Origin of the sequence: Gordonia sp. L191 (assembly GCF_030077625.1) — a bacterium.
GTDB classification, from domain to species: Bacteria; Actinomycetota; Actinomycetes; order Mycobacteriales; family Mycobacteriaceae; genus Gordonia; species Gordonia polyisoprenivorans_A.
Window position 1 is genome coordinate 3,772,720 of sequence record NZ_CP125996.1, and the last position, 22,492, is coordinate 3,795,211.

At 68.3% G+C, this 22,492-nt stretch carries 23 protein-coding genes; 7 read left to right on the top strand and 16 right to left on the bottom strand.

Going from position 1 to position 22,492, the window contains the following annotated elements:
- Positions 1–149 precede the first annotated feature (149 nt).
- Positions 150–779: a TetR/AcrR family transcriptional regulator gene (locus QNM97_RS17055; protein ID WP_283819522.1), complete on the top strand. Its 630-nt coding sequence runs from the start codon at positions 150–152 to the stop codon at positions 777–779.
- Positions 780–812: 33 nt separating this feature from the next.
- On the opposite strand, the gene QNM97_RS17060 is transcribed toward QNM97_RS17055, so the two are convergent.
- The 7 genes from QNM97_RS17060 to QNM97_RS17090 all read right to left on the bottom strand — a co-directional run bounded on the left by QNM97_RS17060 (position 813) and on the right by QNM97_RS17090 (position 7,913).
- A complete protein-coding gene (locus tag QNM97_RS17060) occupies positions 813–2,477 on the bottom strand; it encodes a BCCT family transporter (protein ID WP_283823234.1) in 1,665 nt (554 codons plus the stop codon).
- A gap of 73 nt (positions 2,478–2,550) precedes the next feature.
- Positions 2,551–2,946: a GntR family transcriptional regulator gene (locus QNM97_RS17065; RefSeq protein WP_283819523.1), complete on the bottom strand. Its 396-nt coding sequence runs from the start codon at positions 2,944–2,946 to the stop codon at positions 2,551–2,553.
- A gap of 7 nt (positions 2,947–2,953) precedes the next feature.
- Positions 2,954–4,219, bottom strand: coding sequence for an arginine deiminase (locus QNM97_RS17070; protein WP_283819524.1), 1,266 nt, complete (start codon positions 4,217–4,219; stop codon positions 2,954–2,956).
- An 11-nt stretch (positions 4,220–4,230) separates the two neighbouring features.
- On the bottom strand, positions 4,231–5,454 hold the full coding sequence (locus QNM97_RS17075) for an MFS transporter (RefSeq protein WP_283819525.1): 1,224 nt from the start codon (positions 5,452–5,454) through the stop codon (positions 4,231–4,233).
- A gap of 10 nt (positions 5,455–5,464) precedes the next feature.
- Positions 5,465–6,490: a patatin-like phospholipase family protein gene (locus tag QNM97_RS17080; RefSeq protein ID WP_283819526.1), complete on the bottom strand. Its 1,026-nt coding sequence runs from the start codon at positions 6,488–6,490 to the stop codon at positions 5,465–5,467.
- 47 nt (positions 6,491–6,537) lie between these two features.
- Positions 6,538–6,984 (bottom strand): redox-sensitive transcriptional activator SoxR, encoded by a 447-nt coding sequence (soxR, locus tag QNM97_RS17085; protein WP_208794972.1) that lies wholly within the window; start codon positions 6,982–6,984, stop codon positions 6,538–6,540.
- 62 nt (positions 6,985–7,046) lie between these two features.
- On the bottom strand, positions 7,047–7,913 hold the full coding sequence (locus QNM97_RS17090; RefSeq protein ID WP_283819527.1) for a universal stress protein: 867 nt from the start codon (positions 7,911–7,913) through the stop codon (positions 7,047–7,049).
- A 178-nt stretch (positions 7,914–8,091) separates the two neighbouring features.
- Here QNM97_RS17090 and QNM97_RS17095 point away from each other — a divergent pair, with 178 nt between their 5' ends.
- Complete coding sequence (locus QNM97_RS17095) at positions 8,092–8,445, top strand: hypothetical protein (RefSeq protein ID WP_283819528.1); 354 nt, start codon at positions 8,092–8,094, stop codon at positions 8,443–8,445.
- Between the two features lie 54 nt (positions 8,446–8,499).
- The gene (locus tag QNM97_RS17100; protein ID WP_283819529.1) at positions 8,500–10,275 is read left to right on the top strand and encodes a serine/threonine-protein kinase; all 1,776 of its coding nucleotides are present in this window, start codon (positions 8,500–8,502) and stop codon (positions 10,273–10,275) included.
- 41 nt (positions 10,276–10,316) lie between these two features.
- On the opposite strand, the gene QNM97_RS17105 is transcribed toward QNM97_RS17100, so the two are convergent.
- The 8 genes from QNM97_RS17105 to mrf form a co-directional block, all read right to left on the bottom strand.
- Positions 10,317–11,147 (bottom strand): protein kinase domain-containing protein, encoded by an 831-nt coding sequence (locus tag QNM97_RS17105; protein WP_283819530.1) that lies wholly within the window; start codon positions 11,145–11,147, stop codon positions 10,317–10,319.
- Position 11,148: 1 nt separating this feature from the next.
- Positions 11,149–13,314, bottom strand: coding sequence for a cation:proton antiporter (locus QNM97_RS17110; protein ID WP_283819531.1), 2,166 nt, complete (start codon positions 13,312–13,314; stop codon positions 11,149–11,151).
- A 34-nt stretch (positions 13,315–13,348) separates the two neighbouring features.
- On the bottom strand, positions 13,349–14,854 hold the full coding sequence (locus QNM97_RS17115; protein WP_283819532.1) for an FHA domain-containing protein: 1,506 nt from the start codon (positions 14,852–14,854) through the stop codon (positions 13,349–13,351).
- A complete protein-coding gene (locus QNM97_RS17120; protein ID WP_208794960.1) occupies positions 14,851–15,291 on the bottom strand; it encodes a hypothetical protein in 441 nt (146 codons plus the stop codon). Before QNM97_RS17120 ends, QNM97_RS17115 begins: the two co-directional genes overlap by 4 nt.
- Position 15,292: 1 nt before the next feature.
- Positions 15,293–17,179, bottom strand: coding sequence for a hypothetical protein (locus QNM97_RS17125; protein WP_502874924.1), 1,887 nt, complete (start codon positions 17,177–17,179; stop codon positions 15,293–15,295).
- On the bottom strand, positions 17,176–17,781 hold the full coding sequence (locus tag QNM97_RS17130; RefSeq protein WP_283819533.1) for a hypothetical protein: 606 nt from the start codon (positions 17,779–17,781) through the stop codon (positions 17,176–17,178). Before QNM97_RS17130 ends, QNM97_RS17125 begins: the two co-directional genes overlap by 4 nt.
- 86 nt (positions 17,782–17,867) lie before the next feature.
- Entirely contained in the window at positions 17,868–18,152 is a 285-nt protein-coding gene (locus QNM97_RS17135) for a type B 50S ribosomal protein L31 (RefSeq protein ID WP_283819534.1), read from the bottom strand.
- A complete protein-coding gene (gene mrf / locus QNM97_RS17140; RefSeq protein WP_502874925.1) occupies positions 18,149–19,498 on the bottom strand; it encodes a ribosome hibernation factor-recruiting GTPase MRF in 1,350 nt (449 codons plus the stop codon). Before mrf ends, QNM97_RS17135 begins: the two co-directional genes overlap by 4 nt.
- A gap of 85 nt (positions 19,499–19,583) precedes the next feature.
- On the opposite strand from mrf, the gene rpmB reads away from it, so the two are divergent.
- Genes rpmB through rpsR form a run of 4 tightly spaced genes read left to right on the top strand, consistent with a single transcriptional unit; the run spans position 19,584 to position 20,617 of the window.
- Positions 19,584–19,820: a 50S ribosomal protein L28 gene (gene rpmB, locus QNM97_RS17145; protein ID WP_020172065.1), complete on the top strand. Its 237-nt coding sequence runs from the start codon at positions 19,584–19,586 to the stop codon at positions 19,818–19,820.
- A complete protein-coding gene (rpmG, locus tag QNM97_RS17150) occupies positions 19,820–19,984 on the top strand; it encodes a 50S ribosomal protein L33 (RefSeq protein ID WP_006369586.1) in 165 nt (54 codons plus the stop codon). The genes rpmB and rpmG overlap by 1 nt, the downstream gene beginning before the upstream one ends.
- Entirely contained in the window at positions 19,984–20,289 is a 306-nt protein-coding gene (gene rpsN / locus QNM97_RS17155) for a 30S ribosomal protein S14 (RefSeq protein ID WP_208794954.1), read from the top strand. Before rpmG ends, rpsN begins: the two co-directional genes overlap by 1 nt.
- Before the next feature lie 58 nt (positions 20,290–20,347).
- Positions 20,348–20,617 (top strand): 30S ribosomal protein S18, encoded by a 270-nt coding sequence (gene rpsR, locus QNM97_RS17160; RefSeq protein ID WP_208794952.1) that lies wholly within the window; start codon positions 20,348–20,350, stop codon positions 20,615–20,617.
- A gap of 8 nt (positions 20,618–20,625) precedes the next feature.
- Here the strand turns inward: rpsR and QNM97_RS17165 are convergent, their stop codons facing one another.
- Entirely contained in the window at positions 20,626–22,473 is a 1,848-nt protein-coding gene (locus QNM97_RS17165) for a cation:proton antiporter (RefSeq protein WP_283819536.1), read from the bottom strand.
- Positions 22,474–22,492: the final 19 nt, after the last annotated feature.

Consider the following 22,492-nt stretch of genomic DNA (forward strand, 5'->3'; position numbering starts at 1 on the left):
TCGCCTCCTGGCCATTCCAGTTGCGACACCATGAACGACGGGAAGTCGGTCGCCGGACTCCCCGGCAGGTCGGACGAAGGTAGTTGTGGCAGAACGTCATCGCACTCCACCAGGCGTGGTCTGTGCACCGAGGTCCTAGACTCAGGTCCATGGCACGGCCACGCAGCTTCGACGAGACCGCTCTACTCGACGCGGCACGTGAACGGTTCTGGAGTCACGGATACGCATCGACCTCCATCGAGGACGTCTCGCGTGATTGCGGAGTCGGCAACGGCAGCATCTACGCCGCCTACGGCTCCAAGAAGAGCCTCTACCTGGCGGTACTGACCCGGTACTGCCGCGATCTGCAATCGTCGGTGGGACAGGCCATGGACGGCCGGACGGGCGATCCCCGGACGAGCTTGCGAGCGTACCTGGAGATGATCATCTGCGATTGTGTCGACCAGCCCGGACGGCGAGGCTGCCTGATGCTCAACAGCATCGGCCTCATCGATCAGATGCCCGAGGTTGCAGGGCCGATCGCCTCCACGACACGGCAGCTCGAGACACACGTCGACCGCCGACTCCACCGAGATCTTGTCGGCGACACCACCACGCACATCCCCTGGATCGCCGACCTCGCCGCAGAATTCGTGACGTTGTCACAGGGATTGATCCAACGGAGCCGCCTCGGCGAGAACGCGGCAACGTTGCGTCGGATCGCTGACACCGCCGTGTCACGCCTCGACGTGGCAACCCATGAGTCGGCCCACCTACCCGAACCCGACCGCCCTGCATAGGCCGGCTCGCGAGGCCAGGTCGCCAGGTCGTCTCTACCCGTCGTTGCCGGAAGTCCGGTTCACGTCGTCGGGCGTAAACCCGGCGAGGGCCGACGGCAGTTGCACGTCCGAAGCATCGGCGACCGGCATCTCCCCGGTGCTGATCACCTCGGCCTGTTTGCGGATGTGGTCGTCGACCTGTCCGGCGAGGATCTGACGCGACACGATCAGCGGGTCACGCCGCAGATCCATGTACAGCGAGACGCACATGCCGATCATCACCAGGACGAACGGCAGCGCGGCGATGATCGCCATCTGTTTGATGCCGTTGAGTGCTTCGTGGTCGGGATCGTCGCCGCCCATCGCGAGCAGCAACGCGGCGACGGCACCGGTCAGCACACCCCAGAACACGGTCGTCACCCGGCGTGGCTCGTGGGTGCCGCGCTCGGAGAGCGTGCCCATCACCAGTGACGCCGAGTCGGCGCCGGAGACGAAGAAGATCGCGACGAGGATCATCACCAGCGCCGAGGCGATACCCGTCCACGGCAGGTTGGCCAGCACGTCGAACAGAGTGTCCTCGCTGGCGGCGGTGGCCGGGTCGAACGGCAGTACGCCGTCCATGTTCTCCCGGATCGCGGTGCCGCCGAAGATGCAGAACCACAGCAGCGACACCACCACCGGCACCACCATGACGCCGATGACGAATTCGCGGATCGTCCGGCCCTTGGAGATCTTGGCCAGGAACATCCCGACGAACGGGGTCCACGACACCCACCACGCCCAGTAGAAGATCGTCCAGTCGGCCAGCCACTGCTGACCGTCGGCGTCGACGGTGGCGCCCGAGCGCGCCGAGAAGAACGGCAGATCGTTGAGGTAGGCGCCGAGGGTGGTCGGCAGCAGATCGAGGATGAAGACGGTGGGGCCGACCACGAAGACGAAGACCGCGAGGATCAGCGCCAACACCATGTTGATGTTGGACAGCCACTGGATGCCCTTGGCGATCCCCGACACCGCCGACGCCACGAAGCACGCGGTGAGGATCGCGACGATCGCCACCAACAGCATCGTGCCCGGATTGTCGAGCCAGCCGACCTTGCTGATCCCCGAACCGATCTGCAGCGCACCGAGTCCCAGCGAGGCAACGGTCCCGAACAGGGTCGCGAAGATCGCGAGGATGTCGATGATCTTGCCGATCGGACCGTTGGTCCGCGAACCCAGCAGCGGCGCGAACACCGAGCTGATCAACTGGGTACGCCCACACCGGTAGGTGCCGTAAGCGATGGCCAGACCGACCACCGCGTACATCGCCCACGGGTGAAAACCCCAGTGGAACATCGTCGTTGCCATGGCGGTGCGCACGTCGGCGGCGGTCATCTCCGGTGGCGCGTCGACGAAGTGGAACAGCGGCTCGTAGGAACCGAAGAACATCAGGCCGATGCCCATTCCGGCACTGAACATCATCGCGATCCAGCTGACCGTGCGATATTCGGGCTTCTCGTCGTCGGCGCCGAGCGGGATGCGTCCGTACTTGCTGACCGCGAGATACACCGCGAAGATCACGAACCCGGTGGCCGCCAACACGAACAGCCAGCCGAGATTGGTGGTGATCCATCCGAGGACGGTGTCACTGACCGTGTTGAGGCTGTCGGGACCGATCAGGCCCCAGGCGACGAACCCGATGACGATCGCGGCAGTGACCCCGAACACCGTCGGATCCAGCGACACTCGCGCTCCGGTTGCGGTTTTTTGGGCTTTTTGCACCAATTCACACAAGCAACAATCTTGGCGAACTTCAACTCCAACCGAGCGCTCGCCGCAGCATGTCGAGGATCGCCGCGTCGTCGAATCCCAGCTCACGCAGGCTTTTCACATGCTCGACGGTGGTGTTCTGGGCGGCCGCGAGCCGGGCGTCGGGGCCGGCCTTGATGAACGATCCGAGACGTCCACGGGTCTCGATGACGCCGCCCGCCTCGAGTTCGCGGTAGCTGCGGGCAACCGTGTTGGGCGCGAGGTGCAGATCCGACGCCAGGGCCCGCACCGTCGGAATCCGCGCCCCCACCAAGATCTTCCCCGACCCGATCAGCTCGATCACGCCCAACCGGATCTGCTCGTACGGCGGGCGCGCGGCGGCGGGATCGATGCGCAGCAGCCCTGCGAGGTGGATGGGGACGTTGGGGTCGGTGGTCACGGAGGCCTCAGATCTCGTCACGTGCGAGCGGGCAGGCCATGCAGCGTGGGCCACCTCGCCCGGCGTCGAGTTCGGAACCGTCGATCTCGATGACCTCGATGCCCGACTCCCGCAACCGTCGGTTGGTGTCGGAGTTGTGGCGGTAGGACACGACGACGCCGGGCTCGACGGCGAGGGTGTTGCTGCTGTCGTTCCACCGACCGGGATCGGCCACCCCGGTGGCCAGATCGGGTTCGATCAGGGTGATGCTGTCGCGACCCATCGCCTCGGCCGCGGCGTCGGCGAACGGACGCGCCGGTGACACACTCACCCCACCTGCTCCGTCCGCGCGAACGGCGAAGGCGGACATGCCTTCTGCCATCACCGGGTGTACCAGGAACTTCTCGGCGTCGACCATGGTGCACATCGTTCCCAGATGCATGAACACCCCGGTCCGATCGATCGGGATCGCGAGGACGGTGTGGGCGAGCTCATCGGCGAACAGGCTCTGGGCCAGTGCCTCTGCGCCGGCCGGGGTGGTGCGCTCCCCCACCCCGACCGCGACGACACCCGGGGCGACCAACAGGACGTCGCCGCCCTCCACCGGCGCGACCCGCGACTCGTAGGCGCGGCGCGCCCCCAGGAAACGCGGGTGATGGGCGTAGATCAGGTCGACGAGCGACGCCTCACGGGCTCGCGCCCGACGCGCCAACGACGAGATCGCGAACCGCGCACCCACCCAGAACGAACTGTCGCGGCTGTAGAGCAGATTGGGCAGCGGCTCGATCGCGAACTCGTCACCGCGATGCATCTGCCGCACCAGCGACGACGACGTCGACACGTTGATGTCGGGCAGTTCGTCGAAGGTGATCCCGGCGGTGAGTACGCGGGCGAGATCCGCGGCCGGCATTGCCCGCAGGTGTCGGCTGAGCTCGTCGACGAGGTGCGGGCCGAGTCGGCGCACCCCGACTGCCGCCGAGATGCCCTGGATGCGTGCCGCCCCACTGTGTTCGATCGCCTCGGTCAGCAGGTCACCGAGCAGCGCCACCTCGACGCCCCGGGCACGCAGCGCGTCGGCGAAGGCGTCGTGCTCGTCGCGGGCGCGCGCCGGGTCGGGAACTCGCGCGAACAAGTACTCGGCGTCGTTCGCGGTGGTCAGCCGCGCCAGCTCCGGGCCGGGGCGATGCATGATCACCGCTCGTAATCGGCCGACCTCGGTGGTGCAGCCCAGGACGGACGGGCCGGGCTGCGCACGGGATTCCGTGTGCGTCGGGGATTCGGGGGTCCTCGCCATGCCCTCATACGTTAGTCGGGCGGGGCCGGTGTCTCCGGGTCGGTGAGCTTGGCCGGTGCGCCGAGCACCTCCGGGGCGGTTTCCCGGGCGAAGAGCCACATCACGAAAGCGAACGCCGCGACGGCGGCGGTGAAGACGAAGGCCGGCCCGAATCCCACTCTGTCGGCGACATATCCGACGATCACCGGCCCGCCGATGGCACCGAGATCCGACGACATGCCGTACGCGGCCAGCGCCGATCCACCCTGTTTTCGTGCACCGAGCACGTCGGCCAGGGCGGCTTGGTGGGTCGGAGCGAACAACCCGGAGCCGACGCCGGCGAGCACCGAGAGCCCCAAGGCCACCCAGATATTCGGTGAGAATCCGAGCACGGCGGTCGAGACCGCCATGATGAGCAATCCGGGCAGCATCACCTTGCGGCGTCCGTAGCGGTCGGAGAAGCGGCCGGCCGCCAGGATCGCGGCGACGTTGCCGACGGCGTACACCGCGAGCACCACACCGGCCATCGCGGGCTCCTGACCCAGACCATCGGTGATGAACAGCGGCACCACCGCCACCCGCACACCCATCGACGCCCAGCCCTGGGTGAAGTTGGACGCCAGGATGGCCCGATAGGCGCTGTCGCGCAGTGCGGCCCGCAGCGTCATCACCCCGTGGGCCGGTCCGGTCTCGGTGGGCGGGGCACCACTGTCGCGGAGTTGGGTGGCCACCACCAACGACGCGATCACCAGCGCGACCGCGTACACGACGAACGGCATCCGCAACCCGAACCCGACCAGCGCCGCACCCACCAGCGGACCGGTGATGTTGCCGATCAAGAAGCCCGCGGAGAAGAACCCAGCCACCCGACCGCGGATATCGTTGGGCGACAACCGGATCAGCAGCGCCATCGCCGACACGGTGAACATCGTCGATCCGATACCGCCGAGCCCCCGGAAGATCAGCAGTTGCACGTAACTCTGGGCGAAGGCACACGCGAAGGTACTCGCGGCGACGATCAGCAGGCCGGACAAATAGATTCGGCGTTCGCCGAGCATCGTGACCAGCCGTCCGGTGGTCGGGGCGAACAGCAGACGCATCACCGCGAACGCCGACACCACCGCCGACACCGCGGTGTAGCCGACGTCGAAGCTGCGCGCGAAACTCGGTAGCGCCGGGGCGATCAGGCCGAAGCCGAGCGCGATGACCACATTGGCGCTCAGCAACACCCAGATTCCGCGGGGGACCTGCCTCATCCGCGGTCACTCATGGGAGTTCGGGCAGCCGGTCGAGGGCCTCGGCGGTCTTCGATCGGCCGAGCTCGATCATCTCCGATGCCTTGTGGAAGTCCATCGTGCGCACCGACTTCCGCGGGATCTCGATGAGGATGTCGGGTGGATACCCGGCGATCTGATGTCGCGTCAGGGCGATCGACATGATGTCGAGGGACCGGCTGAGCACCTCGATGCGGCCCATGCTCTTGGGTTCACCGGTCTTGGGCTCACCGGACTTGGGTTCACCGGTCGTGGAGTCACCGCCCGGATCCTCTCCCGCAGGCCCGATGTCCTCGGTCCCCGCAGGTGAGGTGTCGGCGGAGTCCGGGGCGTCGGTGTGCGGGTCGAGACCGATGCGGTCGCGGACCGAGCGCACGAATTCGCTCGACAGGATGGGGTCGACGTTGCGTCGGATGACGCCCTTGGCCTTGGTCTCTCGGGCCGCGCGTGCCGCGGAGCCGCCCTCACCGTCGAGGACCACGCCGATGGTGACGTCGCTGGCGACCGCGGAGGTCGGGGCCACCGGCAGCGGGTCGAGGATGCCGCCGTCGGCGAGCAGCCGGCCGTCGAGCAGATGGGGTGCGATGACGCCCGGGATCGCGATCGACGCGCGGATCGCGTCGACGAGACGCCCGCGCTGAAACCAGACCGACCGGCCGGCATCGAGGTCGGTGGCCACGGCGGTGAATGGGATGGGCAGGTCCTCGATCGCTACGTCGCCGAGGATGTCCTGCACGCGCGCGACGATGCGTTCGGCGCCGATGACCCCGCCAGGTTTGGTCAGCGACACGTCGAGCAGTCGCATGACGTCGAGTTGGTTGAGTCCGCTGATCCAGTCGACGTACTCGGCGAGTCCACCGGCACAATGCAATCCGCCGACGAGGGCGCCCATCGACGAGCCGGCGATGGTGACGAGGGAGAAGCCGCGGGCCTCGAGTTCGGCGATCACCCCGATATGGGCGTACCCGCGCGCACCTCCACTGCCCAGGGCGAGGGCCACCCGTGAACCTCCGGCCATGGGTCCACCCTAGGCCGGGCTCTTCGTGCATCCGCCGGGGAGTGGTCTCATTCCTCGAGCAGCCGACGCGGCCCGGGCCCCTGCCGGTGGAGTTCGTCGCCGGGATTGAGCAGATGGCACGCACTCAACGACAGGCAACCACATCCGACGCACGAGCCGATCATGTCGCGCATCTTCTCCAGCAGTGCGATGCGGTGATCGAGGTCGTCGATCCAGCGTTTCGACGCCGCTTCCCACATGGCCGCCGACGGTGATTCGGAGTCACCGAGTTCGCCGAGTACCTCGGCGATCACCGCGAGTGGGATCCCGGCGGTCTGGGAGGCCTTGATGAAAGCCACCCGGCGCAGCATCGCGCGGTGATAGCGACGCTGGTTGCCCGCGGTGCGGCGGGAGAAGATGAGACCTTGCTCCTCGTAGTACCGCACCGCGGACGTGGCTATTCCGGCTCGCAGGGCGAGCTCCCCGACGGAGAGCTCGATCTTCTTCAGGCCCATGGGAACCGATCATGCCCGACCGGGCGGCGATCCCCGCCGCAGCCGTGCCGGGCCGACTCGGCTCAGCTGCGGACGACCATCACCGGCAGATGCGCCTGGTGCAGGATCTTCTGGCTGGTCGAGCCGAGGAGCAGGCCCTTGAATCCGCCGCGGCCACGACTACCGACCACGACGAGACCGGCGTTGTACTTCTCGGCCGCGGACAACACGGCCTTGCCCGGTTCTTCCGGCAGCACCTCGCGCACCACCTCGACGTCGGGGAACTCCTGGCTGTATCCGGCCAGACGCTCGGCAAGGGCGGCGACGGCGTCCTGCGACATCCGCTCGACCTCGTCGGGGTCGATGCCGTAGCCGTGCAGCGCATCGGCATCGAGTGGGGTCCAGGTGTGCACCGCGATGAGCGTGGTGTTGCGCAACGACGCCTGGCGGAAGGCCTCCTTGACGGCGCTGTCGCTGACGGGTGTGTCGTCGATGCCGACGACGACCGGCGCACTCGGCTCCGACGGCCCGCAGACCACCACCACACGTCCACGTGAGTGTGCGGCCACGGTGGTGCTCACCGATCCCAGGAACAGCCCCTTGATGCTGCCGAGCCCGCGGGTGCCGAGCACGATCGCGGCCTCGTCCTTGCCGAGTTCGAGCAGCACCCGTGCGGCGTCGCCGTCGACGATCGAGGCGTGGACCGTCAGATCCGGGGCGATGGCCTTGGCCACGTCCGCGGCGGCATGCACGGCGTCGGTGGCGTCCTGGCGGATCGCGTCGATGACATCCTGCGGGATGATCAGGCCGGGCGCGTAGTCGCTCGTGCTCGCGTCGTAGACCCCGACCAGCTTCAGCTCATGTCCTTCGAGGTGAGCGGCGGCCGCGGCCCACTTGACTGCGTCGGTCGACGCTTCCGACCCGTCGACGCCGACGAGGATTGCGCTCATTGTCTTGTCATCTCCCTTTGTCGCGAACATCTGTGGACATACCCTCCACTGTTCATCCTGCCACGTCCGAACTCACCGGTAATGAGAAGAAAGTCCTGACCATTGCGGGTTTCGGCCCGGAGCGTAGGGTCGGAGATGACCGATTCACATCTCCCGCGATCCGATGTCCGGAAGGTCGATGGCCCCCGACGACACACCCCCACCACCCGATTCCCGTCCGCCCGGTTCTCCCCCGGGACCGGGTCCAGCACAGCCGTCGACTCTGCGCGCCGCCGTCACCTACGGGATCGTGGTCATCGGCCTCGGTCTGGCCACGCTGCTCGTCGCGTTGGCGTCCTCGGACGGATTGCGCACCGCACTGGTGGTCGCCGCCCCGATCGTCGTCGGCGTCGGCGCCCTCGGCGGGCTGTGGCGGACCTACACCGTCTGGCGCGCGGGTGGGCGCTGGCAGGTGTGGCAGGGTGCGGCGTGGTTTCTGCTCGCCACCTTCGTGGTCTTCCTGTTCAGCACGGCTCCCGCGCTGGTCGGCTGAGCGGCCCACACACCGCCGGATCGGCGCAGATACACCAGCTACACTCGTACCGCAATGGGCCAAGAGCGCAACGGGAGCGAGAACGTGACGCAGGGTGAGGTTGCGCCGGAGGGTGAAGGCACGGCCACTCCGCCCGAACTGCAGACGCCGCCCGAGCCTGCCCCCACACAGCCGCAGGCACCGGCACCCTACGGCCAACTCAGCCCAGGAACCGTCTTCGCCGGCTATCGCATCGACCGGGTATTGGGTCACGGCGGAATGGGCACCGTGTACGTGGCGGCACATCCGCGGCTGCCACGTCGCGACGTCCTCAAGCTGCTCAATCCCTCGTTCTCCAACGATCCGAGCTTTCGTGCCCGCTTCGAACGCGAAGCCGACCTCGCCGGCAGCCTCGAGCACCGCAACATTGTCTCGGTCTACGACCGTGGCGTCGAGAACGGCCAGCTGTGGATCGCGATGCGCTACGTCCGCGGCTACGACGCCGCATCGCTGATCCGTAGCCGCCCCGCGGGCATCGACCCGGCCTTCGCCGTGCACATCATCTCCGAGATCGGGATCGCGCTCGATCACGCGCACCGGCGCGGAATGGTGCATCGTGACGTCAAACCGGCCAACATCCTGATCGAGTCCGACGACGACGGCACCACCGGCGCGATCATGTTGACCGACTTCGGTATCGCTCGCGCCGTCGACGACGCCATGCACCTCACCGACACCGGGCTGACCGTCGCCTCGGTGCCCTACGCCTCCCCCGAGCAGTTGCACGGCTACGAACTCGACGGGCGCGCCGACATCTACGCGCTCGCCTGCACCTTTGTCGAATTACTCACCGGCGCACCACCGTTCCCCCGTGACAATCGACTCGCCGCGATGAGCGCACACCTACACGACACGCCGCCATCGGTCCGAGACCGGATACCGACGCTGCCGCCGGAACTCGACACGGTCCTCTCGATCGCACTGGCCAAGGAACCCGACCAGCGATACCGCACGTGCGCGGAGTTCTGCTATGCCGCCGCCACCGCCGTCGGGGTGGCGCCGTCACCGAACTCACCGCTGTCGTCGGGAATGCACACCGCCCTGATCACCGGGCAGACGTCGAATCCCGGCGCCCACACCGGTGCTCGGCGGGCGCCGACGTCGGTGTCCTCCGATCCACGCTTCTCCGATCCGCGTTTCTCCGATGCGAGGCGCTCCGACCCCCGGACCGGTGGAATGTCGGGCCGGGTGTTCTCCCCCGCCGGAAACCCGGACAGCGCAACCCAGGTGGTCCAGACCCGAGGCCGACGGCCGGTCACGCCGCCACCCACCGGACGCGACGAACGTCGCAAGACGACGATCCTGGTATCGCTGGCGACGGTACTCGCGCTGATCGGCGTGATCGCCGGCGCACTGGCCTTCCTCGATCGTCCCGATACCGGAACATGGTCGGCGGCAAGCGCATCCATCGCCGAACAGTTCCCGCAGTTGCTGCCGGCCGGACCCAAGGCACAAGGCTTTGGCGACGCGACGTGCTCCGCGGCCACCGGCAACGGACTCGACGCGATCAGCTGCACCGCATCCTCGGGGGTGCAGTACACGGTGTGGCACACCCCGACCGCCGAGGACCGCACCATCGTCGACGACCTCGTCGGCTCCCAGCCGGGCACTGCCCGGACGTGGTCGCAGGGCCCGGTCCGGGTGTCGCGCAACTCCGTCGCCAACGGGTGGGTGATCACCAACTTCAACGATTCCGCCCGCGCGCCGTACACGGTGGTGGCGACCTGGGCCGGGCACACCGGCGAGCAGGTCCTCGACGAGTGGTGGCGCAACGCGCCTTTCGGCTCGTAAGGCGGGGCCTGGCCTCCGTCCGGGCCGGAGACCGCCGCCGGTCAGGTGTGCGTGAGCCGGTCGATCCGTTCGGCCACCTCACCCGCGGTCGCCGGCCGCTCCCCGGACAGCGCAAGACAATTGGCGATCAGGGCGCGTTCGGCGCGTTCGAGGTTCTCCGAGAGCGCGGGCGGGGTGGACAAGGCGGCCCGGATCGCCAGCAACGGCTGTGCGTCGGGAACCTCGCCGTAGACGCCCTTGCCGGTCAGCGCGCGATGTAGAACCGCGCCGAGTGACCAGATGTCGGTGGCACGCGACGGCACGTCACCGGCCAGCAACGCGGGATCCATGTACTGCACGGCGCCGGGCTGGGCGAAGCTGGTGATCGGTTCATCGGCGGCGAGCACCCGGGCCAGACCGAGGTCGGAGATCTTGCCGCCGTGTACCTTCGGCCCCTCACCCCCGGTGAGCATCACACTCGACGGGGTGATGTTGGCGTGTGCGATGCCCGCCTCGTGCAACGCGTCGACACCACGCGCGGCGTCGGCGAGCGCGGCGAGCGCCACCTCCCGGGTCAATGCCTCCGCGGGCGCCTGCAGCGAACCGAGCGGGAAGAACTCCATTGCATACATGAACTGCCCCTGCAGCACCGCGTCGTAGAGAGACGCGAGATAGGGCGAGCGGACCGCGGCGAAAGCGCGTAGCTCCCGCACCCCGCGCCGGTAGGCGTCGTCGCTACACACCCCGCTGAACACCTTGAGCACCACGCGGTCGGTGTCGAGCCCGAGTCGTTGCGGCGGCACCGCGAGATAGAAAGTGCCGTTACCGCCCTCACCGAGTCGGCGCAGCACGGTGAAATCCGCGAGCTGTTCTGGGACATCGACTTCTGCCATGTCAGTGCCTCTCCGAGGATGCGGTGGATGGTGGCGGCGATTGTGGGGACGGGGATTCTGGTGATTGCCGGTGTGGTGGTGCGGCCACGGCGGCTCCCAGGCCACGTCCGGCGAACCGGATCCCGATGCGCTCGGCGATCGACTGCTCGCTCGTGCCGGTGCGATCGATCACGGTGTACGCCGGGGCCACCGTGAGGGTGGCGGGTCCGGCACCCGGTGTCGTCGCGTCTTCGGCGACGAGAACGAGCGTGCCAGGGACCACCAGGCGGTCGGCGTCACCGGTCACCGTCACGCGCACCCCGAGGTCGGAGACCGGCGCCAGGTCGGCGGCCAGGCGCCGGCGCGACGAGGCGGTGATCACCGTCAACGCGCCGCCGAACGGTTGGGACAGCTCCGCGGCCAAGAGCACCGCGGTGCGCCCGGACCTGCTGTCGGTAGCCGCGCACACCAGCGGCACGGTCCCTGGCAGTGCACCGGCGGCCGGTGACTCGTCGACGACGAGCACCGGCGCACTCGTCACCTCGGCGGCCACCTCGCGCCGGCTCGTGTCGATGACGACGACGTCGGCAGCGCAGTTGGCGGCCATCTCCTCCAGATCCGCGCCGGGATCGGAACTGAAGCGGCACAACACCGATACCGAACACACACCCTCGAGCCGGTTGCCCAGCGTGGTCAGCTTCTCCACCGCCGAGGCCATCGCCGAGAGGTCGGGCACCAGCGGCACCCCGAGTTCCAGACGCTGTGTGGGCCCGACGGCGGGCAACACGCCGGCGATCACCACGTCGGTGCCCGCCCCGGCGGCGAGCAGTCGGCGGTGCCGGGTGAGGAGTTCGGTGACCTCGGCATCGAGGTCGCCGAGGACGATCATGGTGCGCGACGCCGTACCCGCGGCCAGGGCCCGCCGGTCGGCGGCTGCGATGTCCCGGGCGATGACCGAGTCCGGGTAGATCACCCGCAGCAACGGCTCGGCGAGGATCGTGGTGACCAGGGCCATGACCACCATCATCGCGAACAGCTCGTCGGAGAGAACCCCGAGTTGCTTTCCGGCGCTGAGGATCACCAGTTCGGTGAGTCCACGGGTGTTCATCAGCACCGCGATCGCCGACGCCTGGCGTGACGGTATTCGCGAGAGTCTCGCGCCGGTGAAGGCCCCGGCGAACTTGCCGACGATCGCGACCGCGAGGACCGCGAGCAGCTGCCACCAGGCGTGGGGACCCATCCCCGCGAGGTTCACACCGAGCCCGGTGACCACGAAGAACATCGGGAGCAACAGCAGGACGCTGACCTGCTCGAGTCGTTCGAGGATCTCGCGGGTCAGCGCTTCACCGCCCACCTTGGGCATGATCGCGCCGAACACGAAGGCGCCGAAGATCTGATGAATGCCGATGACATCGGTCGCCGCAGCCGAACAGAACAAGCCGATCAGGATGACGGCGAGTACGTCGGGCGTCATGCGCCCGGCCCGGTCACGCCAGGTGATGAGCTTGCGTAGCAGCGGCCGCACGATCAGGAACATCACGGCCACATAGGCCGCCGTCAGTCCGACGATGCGCGCGACCGCGAGTGGGCTGCCGCCGGAGATGACCGCGATGACGAAAGCCAATGCGGTCCAGGCGATGATGTCGTCGACGGCCGCGGCGGCGAGACTGAACACGCCCGGCGGCGTGCGCTGCATGCCCCGATCGGTGAGGATGCGGGCCAGCACGGGAAACGCCGTGATCGACATCGCGATGCCGAGGAACAAGGCCATCCCAGTCAGGCCGATCTCTTTGCCGCCCACCACATTGTTGGTCGGGTAGAGCACCACCGCGAGACCCACACCGAGTGCGAACGGCACCACGATCGAGCACACCGAGATGGTCGCTGCCGCCCGTTCGCGTCCGGCGACCAATCGCATGTCGAGTTCGAGTCCGACGATGAACATGAACAGCACGAGCCCGATCTGGGCGAGCGCGCCGAGCAGCGGTTGCACCTCGGCGGGAAACAACGCCTCGGTCGGATTTCCGGGCAGCAGTCCGAGCAGGCTGGGGCCCAACGCGATTCCCGCCGCGATCTCTCCGACGACAGCGGGCTGCCGGAAGGCCTGCGCGATACGTCCGCCGATCCGCGCGGCGGCGATCACCACCGCCACGTCGATCAGCAGGAAGGCCACCGTGTGTGCGTCCATCAGTCCGACCCCGTCATCATTGTCGCCGCCCGGATCACGCCCGTGCGTGCGGGGACTCGAAGATGAAGTGCCGTCCCCCGATTCGCACATGCGACCCGGGTGTCAGCAGGTGGGGTTGGCGAGGCGTCAGCCGGATCTCCCGATTGCCCATCGCGGGATCGCTGACGTAGGTGCCGTTGGCCGAGCCGAGGTCGATCAGGTGCACATCCCACTCGACCAACCGGATCTCGATGTGCCTGCGGGAGAGCTGCCCCGACTCGTCCTGCACCCGGATGGGCTTCGGCGCTCCGCGGCCGGGACGTGTCGGCGCTCCCGGCTCACGTCCGATCACCAGGTCCTCGTCGAGCAGGTAGGTGGAACCGTTGTCGAGTAACAACCACCCCAGTGGCGGGCGTTCACCCTCCACGAGGATGCCGGTCAGCTGATCCATCCGAATGCCGCAGACCCCGCACAGCCAGGACCGCGGATGGTTCAGATGTCCACGACTACAACGGATTCCGTGGACGTGAGCGCGGGACTCGACGATCTTGACGACCTCGGTCGCAGGTTTCTGCTTTTCCTGCACCGGCAGCGGTTCACGTTGTTCGGGCACGGCGTCCTGCAAGGAGTCGACCCGGAAATCGTGATTCGGCGCCGGCGCCGGTGGTGGCGACGGGTCGCGGCGCGGCAGCGGCTCACGCTGCTGTCCCGGCTCACGCTGCGGGGCCGCGGGCGCGGGGCGATCGGCACGGGCGAGCCCGGGACGCGGCGGCTCGTCGGCGTCATCCGGGGCCAGCGAGGACGACCGGAACTCCCGGGGCGGCTCCGGGGTCTTGGCGATCGACACCGGTGGTGCTGCCTCACCCTGAGTGGGCTCGGGGTGATCGGGACCAAGATGGGCGGGGTCGGAGGGGTCGGGAACCGGTTGTGGCGCTTCGGGTTCCGGCGCAGGAGGCTGGGGTGCGGGCGGCTGGGGTGCGGGGGGCTGGGATACTGGGGGCTGGGGTGTCACGGCGCGCGGCTCGGGGGCCGCCGAGCCGAGATCGAGAACCTCGGTGCCGCGCATACCCAGCGGTGTGTGCAACAGTGCACCGGCGGCCGGGACGAAACCCTCGACGAGATCGTAGGTTTCCTCACCGGGCTCGGCGGGAACGGCATCGTCGAGATACAGCCCGAGACCTTCGTACGGCCACGGGATTGCCCGGTCGAACGGCTCGGAACCCTCGGCACGCAGACGCCGACCGTCGGCCTCACCGAAGACCGCGCCGCTCAGATAGATTGCGATCCCGACACTGTCGGGGGCGGCGAACCCGATGTCGGCGACCTGGTCGAGATCGGCGGTCGCCGCGAGTTGTGCCACCGCCCGCACCACGTGGCGGCCGCGCCGCGGCATCCGGTCGGCGGTGGCCACCGCGTCCTCGATCGCGAGGATGTCAGGCAGCAGCGCACGCGCGTTGTCCCCGAGTACGCAGAGGAACGCGGGTTTGCGGATGACGATGCCCGATCCGGGTACCAATGTCACCAGTGGCGTCACACCCGGGCTCGGCACAGGAGCGCTCACACGAACCGCCCTCCCTGAAATCTCCAGTGCGGGAAGATCGCCCGCAACGGCCCGTTGAGGACCACCCACACGACCAGCCAGGTCGTCACGAACTGCAGCGCGTATGCACCGGCCGGGGGCGGGCCGAGATCGCCCGGGAAGATCGGCACGTACTGCACGACGAACCAGGCGACGATGCCCTCGTTGATGCCGGTGAGCAGCCCGAACAACGTCGGCCAGTCCTTCTCCCAACGGAATTGCTGCAGGAGGTGATACAAGAACTCCCACGCGACCCCGAGTACGACGACCACCGCGAGCACGAGGAACGCCACCGCGTAGGTGTCGCCCAGCGGGGCGCCGTCGGGCAGGAACGGACCGATGATCAGCGTCCAGATCCCACCGACGATGCCCAGCACCAGGATTCGCGTCTGAATCCTTCCCCACAGGGTCGGCAACATGTCAGTCCACCCCCTTCCCGCGTACCCAGCGCCACCACTGCGCCGTCGAGCGCCAGGGCGACAGCCGCTTGCAGAAGCCCTGCTTCGCCAGGTCGTCGACGATCTCCAGCGCGGCGATCTGCAATCCGAGGAAGGTGTCGACGCCGGGGAAATAGCCTCCCAGAGTGGCCGACCCGGACGCGTAGATCCGGCCGTTGCCGTTGCGGGTACCGATCAATTCGAAGTTGCGGTCCACGTCCATCCGGCCGACCGGGTTGGTACCCGCGCCGGTGTGATCGAGCAGATCGGCGAGCAGCCGGTGTTCGCGCACGTCGGCTTCGAGCCCCGTGCAATCGATGACGTAGTCGGCGTACAGCTCGAAGGTCCCGTCGGGCCGGGCGTCCTGCTTGATCGAGGCGTGCGGGTCGACGCGAACCGTCGCCACCACGCCCTGTCCACCGGCGGCGGGCACCAGTGACTCCGCCTTGCCGACCGCCACCCGATACCAGCCTTCGCGGCGGCCACGCCGGAGCTGCTCCTGCCACGAGTCGCGCACCGGCGTGTTGGTGCCGCCCATCTGTTTGTACGCCTCGGCGCGTTCGTGCCCCTCGAGCTTGCGCATCCGCGCCTTGAGCTGGCCGCCCCACACCGACTTCGGATAGTTGAAGCCCTGATAGGCCCAGCCGTCTTTTCCCTTGCGCCGCATGAAGATGTGCGGGCCGTGCGCCTTGTCGACATAGGTGCGGAACAGGTGCACGATCTGCGTCTGCAGACCGAGTGCGTCGCGGTCGTCGATCAACCGCTGCAACACCCGCGAGGCGACGATGCCTGCGCCGCGGATCATCACCGTTCCCGGCCTCCGCTGCAGCGCCTGGTAGATGTGCTCGTGCGGCTCATAGGCATTGACGACCTTGCTCGCATCCCGATAGGTCTCCCGGAACGCCTGCAGGTCAGGCAGCAATTTGATGCCCGGATAGCCGATCGCGACGTGCACCCACTGACTCCGGAACGCGATTCGCTTCGTCGGCGCCCCCACGCCCGCCTCGGGTCCACTCGGTGGCGTGAGGATCGTGAAGTATCCGCCGCCTGCACGGCGTCGGATCATCCGTACCTGGCCCTGTCGCAGGCACTGCAGATATCCGATGCGATGGCATTCCTTCTCCATCGACTCGAAGGCGTGACCTGCCTTGGGCGTGTAGTAGTTGGCGAAGATCGGTTCGACGGCGACGTTCCAGAGCGGCTTGATCGACTTGGTCGCCCACGCCTCGCGGACCGCGTAGGACGGGAAGCCCCAGATGTTGTCCGGTGTGGACGCCGAGTCCGATCGCAGCCGCTCGCCACGCGGGATCTGCGAGACCCGCGTGAGGTATTCATACGAGTGCCATGGCACGTCCTGTGGGCCGAGGACGACGATCCGGTCCAGTGGCACGCCGCAGATCCGCAGGTAGTCGACGGTGACGAACGACCCGATCCCCGACCCCACGGTCACGAACGGCACGTCGACGACCGGGATTCCGGCCTGCTCGACCATGGCGTCGGTCCACACGTCGGTCTCGATCAGTTCCGGGGTGAGATCGCCACGCCCCGAGCGTGTTCGGCGTTCGGCGTCACCGAGGCCCCGTGGGTCGGGACCCGGTGCCGGCGGACCTCCCGGGGCGGGCGGCGCGGGACGGGGTGGCACCGGACGGGGTTGGGCCGGACCGGGCCGGTAACGCCCGGGCTGGGGTGCACCCGGGTGGCGGCCCGGTGGCGCGGGCCGAGGTGCGACACCCGGCGGCGGCGCGAGCGGGCCGGGGGCACCCGGCGCCGGAACGTGACGCGTCGGGTTCGCCGGCGGATGCCCGCCGGGCTGATGCGGTGACCCTCCCGGCTGATGCGGCCCACGAGAACCAGGGCCCTGCACCGTCATCGCCGACTCCGCATTCGGCCGATGAGCAGATAGGCCAGGATCACTGCGGCACCGATGATCGCGATCACCGAGACGGCGATGAGGGCGGTCCGCGAGGTCGTCGATTCCTTCTGCGCCACCGGGACGACGTTCTGGGTCACGGTCGCCGGCGCCGACGAGGGTGCGGTGGCGCTCGGCAGCGGGATGACCTGCTGCGGAACCTCCTGCACCGTGGTGGGCGCCACCGTCGTCGACGGTGCCCGGCTCGGGGTGGACGGCGGCGTCGACGACGGCTCGGAGGGCGGCGTCGACGACACGGGCGGCTCGGAGGTGGTCGGCACCGTCGTCGTCTCCGAAGGCGTGTCCGAGGGCGTCGGATTCACGCTGCCGGACTCATCGACCACCGGCGTCGACGGCGCGACCGTCGGTTCGGCGAGCGCCGACGCGCCCGTCGCGAAGATCGCCACCAGCAACGCCGCCGTCACCAGCAGGGCCCGGACGGCGTGGCCCCGGAAGGATCGGGCCGGTCGCGCGGGGCGCGGGAACGCCGGTCGCGCGGGGCGCGGGAACGCCGGTCGCGCGGGGCGCGGAAACATGGTGTCCTCCGGTGGGTTCGACTGCATGACGCAGCCACTCTAACCCGCGCCCGCCGGTGGTAGCGGCCTGAACCAACCGAACAGAGGACGACGCCGTCGCCGCTGGTGAGGGCCTATTCGGGTCCGGCAGCGGATGTACGCTTCGCCCGATTGGCCCGATCGCCGTATTTGCGGCGGAAACGCTCGACCCGGCCCTGCGTGTCGACGAGCCGATTCGCCCCGGTCCAGAAGGGGTGTGAGTCGCTGGTCACGTCGACGACCACCAGCGGGTAGGTGTTGCCGTCGGACCACTCGACGGTGGCCTCCGACGTGATCGTCGAGCGGGTGAGAAACGCGGTGCCGGTGGAGGCGTCGCGGAAGACGACCGGGTGGTAGTCGGGGTGGATTCCGGGTTTCATGAGTGGTCCTCTCGAGGGATGTCGGTGTGGTCGGCGAGTGCGGGGTCACCGAGGGTCAGGTCGTCGCACGGATCGGTGTGTTCGGTACCGAAGGGGTCGGGGAAATGCGCCCACGCCCGGGGGCCGGCGGCCATTTCGTGGTCGTCGAGGCAGGCGCCGTCGAGGGCGTGTCGGATGTGGTCGGGGTCGGCGCGATGGGTGATGACGACGAGTGCGCTGTGCCGGTCGCCGTGTTCGGGATGCCAGCGCAGTGCCGCCATCGCCCGGCGTTCCGGATCCTCTGCGGCCTGCTCGTCGGCGTCCATGGCGGCCAGCCACCGGCCGCCCTCGGCCACCTTCAGCGCCTCCCCCGCCGACTCCAACCAGAACGCCTGGTCGGGGCGGGTCGCCAGCCACAGTCGACCTCGGGCACAGACGACGCCGTCGAGGAGTGCGTCGAGCGCATCGTGCAGCCGCTCGGGATGGAACGGACGATCGGCGTTGAATTCGACGATGCCGACCCCACATTCGTCGACCAGCGGAGGTTGGTGACGCAGCAGTGGATCGTGTGGGCCGTCGATCCGGCCGCGACGCGCATCCTCCGGGATCGCGCGCAGGAGTTGCATGACGGTGACCGCGGTCATGCGGCGTTGCGGCAGTTCCATGAGGATCGGTGCGCGCGGCGCCACCCTGCGCAGTACCGCCATCAGCCGGGCCGATTGCCACGCGTCGCGCATGACCGGGTCGGCGGCCTGGATGATCAACGCGTCGGCGAAGGCGACCTGACCGACCGCGAGCTGGGCCAGCGTGCGATCGTCGTCGTCGACCCCCATCCCCGCCTCGGCCAGGGTGACGTCGCCGGTGGCGTCCTCGAGCCATCCCATCTCCGAGACACAGGCGATGGTCGCGGAGATCTCGACATCGCGACCGGCCGGACCGTCGATGAAGCCTGGCATGTCGGCGACGATGACGTTGTCGATGGCCCAGCTCAGGGCTTCGGGTTCGACGAGTGGGTCGAGCCGCAGCACGATCTCGTCGACGGAATCGCGCTGATGCAACCGTCGCAGCAGCGGCAGCAGGTCCTCGCGCAGCGTGCAGGAGACGCAGCCGTGCTCGAGGACGACCTCGGTGATCTGCTCGACGGCGCATCCGTCGGGGCTGACCGAGGTGACCGTGCGGATCACCCGACCCGAGGCGATGGCCCCGAGATCGTGGTGCACCACCACAGTGCCGACCATCACGAGTGCGTGGGCTGCACGCCCGACCGCGGCGGAGTCGAGCCCGGTGACGAGCGTGACCGGTGTCCGGCGGCGCGTCGGCTCGGGGACCCCGGGCAAGTGCGGGTCGATCTCGATCACCCCTTCCATTGTTGGCAACAATTTTCATTTACTGGGCTTTCACGGTAGCCTTCTGCGGGTTCTAACGCCAATCGTTTTCAATAAGGAGGTGTGCATGTCTGCGCGTTGCCAGGTCACCGGCGCAACACCCGGATTCGGAAAGTCGGTGTCGCACTCACACAAGCGGACCAATCGCCGCTGGAATCCCAACATCCAACGACGCCGGTTCTATCTACCGAGCGAGGACCGCCACGTCACGCTGCGGGTCAGTGCCCGCGGCATCAAGACCATCGATCGGCGCGGCATCGAGGCCGTCGTCGCCGAGATCCGCGCTCGCGGGGAGAAAATCTGATGGCACGCAACGAAATCCGCCCGATCGTCAAGCTCCGCTCGACGGCCGGTACGGGATACACCTACGTGACCCGCAAGAACCGCCGCAACGATCCCGATCGCATGGTCCTCAAGAAATACGACCCGATCGTCCGACGGCACGTCGACTTCAAGGAAGACCGCTGATGGCCAAGAAATCGAAGATCATCAAGAACGAGAAGCGCAAGGAGATCGTCGCCCGCTACGCCGAACGGCGCGCGCACCTCAAACGCGTCATCGCCGATCCGACCGCGAGCCCACAGGAGCGGGACGACGCCCGTCGCCGCCTGCAGGCACTGCCCCGCGACGCCAGCCCGGTGCGCATCCGCAACCGCGACGCCGTCGACGGCCGTCCCCGGGGATACATCGGCAAGGCCGGCCTGTCCCGAGTCCGCTTCCGCGAGTTGGCACATCGCGGCGAGCTGCCCGGGATCGCCAAGTCCAGCTGGTGACCTCGCACACCGACACCGGCCGACACCTTCTACATCCGTCACCCTGAGGAGGACATCCATGCCCCCGTCGAACACCAAGCGCGGCAAGCGCCGCGACGAGACCCCGCAACGACCACGAAACAAGCTGACCGCCATGGGCATACACCCGACCGGTCGGGATCCGGTGGACTACAAGGACATCGAGACGCTCCGGCAGTTCATCTCCGATCGCGGCAAGATCCGGCCGCGCCGGGTCACCGGGCTGACGCCGCAGCAACAGCGCCAGGTCGCCACCGCGATCCGCAATGCCAGAGAAATGGCGTTGTTGCCCTTCGACTCCCGACGCTGACGCCGGATTCAGCCGCCCTGGAGCTCGAGGCTGATCTCCTCGGCGTCGAGCTGATTGAGGACTCGCGACAGCGCCGCCGAGGAATAACTGCCCTCGCGACGCAAACTCAGCAGTCGTGCACGCTGGACCGCGATGATCTCGCGGCGCACCGCCCGCATCTGCGCGCGCTCGGCGAGGTTCAGACCGTAGGTGGCGCCCGTCCCGATGGCGGGCCCACCGTCGGGGTTCCCACCCTCCCCATCCCCGTCGTTCATGTCCCCGTCGTCGCCACCGACGTCCTCCGCCTCACGAGTGGCCTGCTCGATACGCGCACGCAGCCAAGGGATCTCACGCACCATCTCCGATTGCGCCATCGCTGTCTGCATGGTGGCGTCCATCTCGGCGCGCAACCGCAGACGTTCGGCCCGTTTGTCCTCGACGGTGTCGGGCAGTCGCAGTCTGCGGATCAGCCACGACAGAGTCCCGCCCTGGAGGAGCAAGGACGCGGCCGCCACCACGAACGCCGTCAGCACCAGTAGCGACCGGGAGTGGGTGTCGTCGGGCAGGGTTTGGGCGGCGGCGACGGTGACGACGCCGCGCAGTCCGGCCCACACCATGATGACGCCCTCCTTACGACCCAGCGGCGCGTCGTCGTAGTAGTCGATGTCGGCCAGCGCCCGGGTGATCCGCGCGTTGATCCGACCCGCGGTCTCCGGCGACATCGTCGTCGGCGCGGTCTTGTCCGGGTCGGGGTGGCGACGGAGACGGAACCGGCGTCGCCACCGCGTGAAGCGTCGGCGGACCCGGGCGTCATCACGTCTCGACGCCCCCGCCGTGGCGGTCGCGGTGTAGTTCTCCAGAATCGGCCGCATCGCCTCGCCGCGTTGTCGACGCCGATCGACCCACCACACCAGCGGCACGATGTAGACGGCCCGGATCGCCAACGCCACCCCGAGAGCGGCCAGGCCGAGCCAGACCGCGTGCTGCACCCCGTTGTGTTCGTTGACGACGTCTCCCATGAGGCCGAACAACTCCAGGCCCATGAGGAAGAAGACGCCGCCCTCGGCGAGCATCGCGATCATGCGCCAGTTCTGGGTGTCGGAGATGCGGTGGCGTGGGGTGAGGAATCGCGTGGCCCCCGCGCCGGTGATCAGCCCGGCGGTGACGGCCGCGACCAATCCCGATGCACCCAGTTCCTCGGTGGGCAGATACGCCAGGAACGGCACGGTGAACGAGATCGCCGTGTTGACCGCCGGGTCGTGGACGCGAGCCCGCACACGCAGATTGAGCATCCCGACGACCGCGCCGATCGCCACGGCCAGCAGCACCGCGTACACGAAGTTGACCAGCACTCCCCAGAAGGAGATGGTCGCGGCCGTGGCCGCGATCGCGGCCCGCAACAGCACCAGCGAGGTGGCGTCGTTGAGCATGCTCTCGCCCTCGAGCACCGCGGTCACGCGCGACGGCACGCCGAGTTTCTTGGCGATCGATGTGGCGACCGCGTCGGTGGGACTGACGATGGCCCCGAGCGCCACCCCGGTGGCCAGGCCGATCCCGGGAACCACCGCCCAGAAGAAGAAACCCAGGGCCAGCGCACTGACCAGCACGAGCAGCACCGACAGCGCGCTGATCGTCCCGAAGTCGCGACGGAACTCCATCGCGGGCATCTGCACGGCCGCCGCGTAAAGCAACGGTGGGAGCACGCCGACGAGAATCCATTCCGGGTCCAGGTGCAGCGCCGGAACGATCGGCATGATGCCGATGGCCGCGCCGATCACCACAAGCGCCAGTGCCGCGGGCACACGAATACGCGGAGCGATCTCGGTGACGGCAACGATGAGCAGAATCGCTCCGACGACGATCAGGATCTTCTCCATGCCCCACATCGTCTCCCGA

Coding starts and splice junctions, on each gene's coding strand:
- mrf (WP_502874925.1), bottom strand. CDS start 19,498: ATGGAAGGGGTGATCGAGATCGACCCGCACTTGCCCGGGGTCCCCGAG.
- QNM97_RS17165 (WP_283819536.1), bottom strand. CDS start 22,473: ATGGAGAAGATCCTGATCGTCGTCGGAGCGATTCTGCTCATCGTTGCC.
- QNM97_RS17080 (WP_283819526.1), bottom strand. CDS start 6,490: ATGGCCGGAGGTTCACGGGTGGCCCTCGCCCTGGGCAGTGGAGGTGCG.
- rpmG (WP_006369586.1), top strand. CDS start 19,820: ATGGCACGCAACGAAATCCGCCCGATCGTCAAGCTCCGCTCGACGGCC.
- QNM97_RS17130 (WP_283819533.1), bottom strand. CDS start 17,781: ATGCAGTCGAACCCACCGGAGGACACCATGTTTCCGCGCCCCGCGCGA.
- QNM97_RS17135 (WP_283819534.1), bottom strand. CDS start 18,152: ATGAAACCCGGAATCCACCCCGACTACCACCCGGTCGTCTTCCGCGAC.
- QNM97_RS17095 (WP_283819528.1), top strand. CDS start 8,092: ATGGCCCCCGACGACACACCCCCACCACCCGATTCCCGTCCGCCCGGT.
- QNM97_RS17070 (WP_283819524.1), bottom strand. CDS start 4,219: ATGGCGAGGACCCCCGAATCCCCGACGCACACGGAATCCCGTGCGCAG.
- QNM97_RS17105 (WP_283819530.1), bottom strand. CDS start 11,147: ATGGCAGAAGTCGATGTCCCAGAACAGCTCGCGGATTTCACCGTGCTG.
- soxR (WP_208794972.1), bottom strand. CDS start 6,984: ATGGGCCTGAAGAAGATCGAGCTCTCCGTCGGGGAGCTCGCCCTGCGA.
- QNM97_RS17055 (WP_283819522.1), top strand. CDS start 150: ATGGCACGGCCACGCAGCTTCGACGAGACCGCTCTACTCGACGCGGCA.
- QNM97_RS17100 (WP_283819529.1), top strand. CDS start 8,500: ATGGGCCAAGAGCGCAACGGGAGCGAGAACGTGACGCAGGGTGAGGTT.
- QNM97_RS17090 (WP_283819527.1), bottom strand. CDS start 7,913: ATGAGCGCAATCCTCGTCGGCGTCGACGGGTCGGAAGCGTCGACCGAC.
- rpsN (WP_208794954.1), top strand. CDS start 19,984: ATGGCCAAGAAATCGAAGATCATCAAGAACGAGAAGCGCAAGGAGATC.
- QNM97_RS17075 (WP_283819525.1), bottom strand. CDS start 5,454: ATGAGGCAGGTCCCCCGCGGAATCTGGGTGTTGCTGAGCGCCAATGTG.
- QNM97_RS17120 (WP_208794960.1), bottom strand. CDS start 15,291: ATGTTGCCGACCCTGTGGGGAAGGATTCAGACGCGAATCCTGGTGCTG.
- QNM97_RS17125 (WP_502874924.1), bottom strand. CDS start 17,179: ATGACGGTGCAGGGCCCTGGTTCTCGTGGGCCGCATCAGCCGGGAGGG.
- rpmB (WP_020172065.1), top strand. CDS start 19,584: ATGTCTGCGCGTTGCCAGGTCACCGGCGCAACACCCGGATTCGGAAAG.
- rpsR (WP_208794952.1), top strand. CDS start 20,348: ATGCCCCCGTCGAACACCAAGCGCGGCAAGCGCCGCGACGAGACCCCG.
- QNM97_RS17110 (WP_283819531.1), bottom strand. CDS start 13,314: ATGGACGCACACACGGTGGCCTTCCTGCTGATCGACGTGGCGGTGGTG.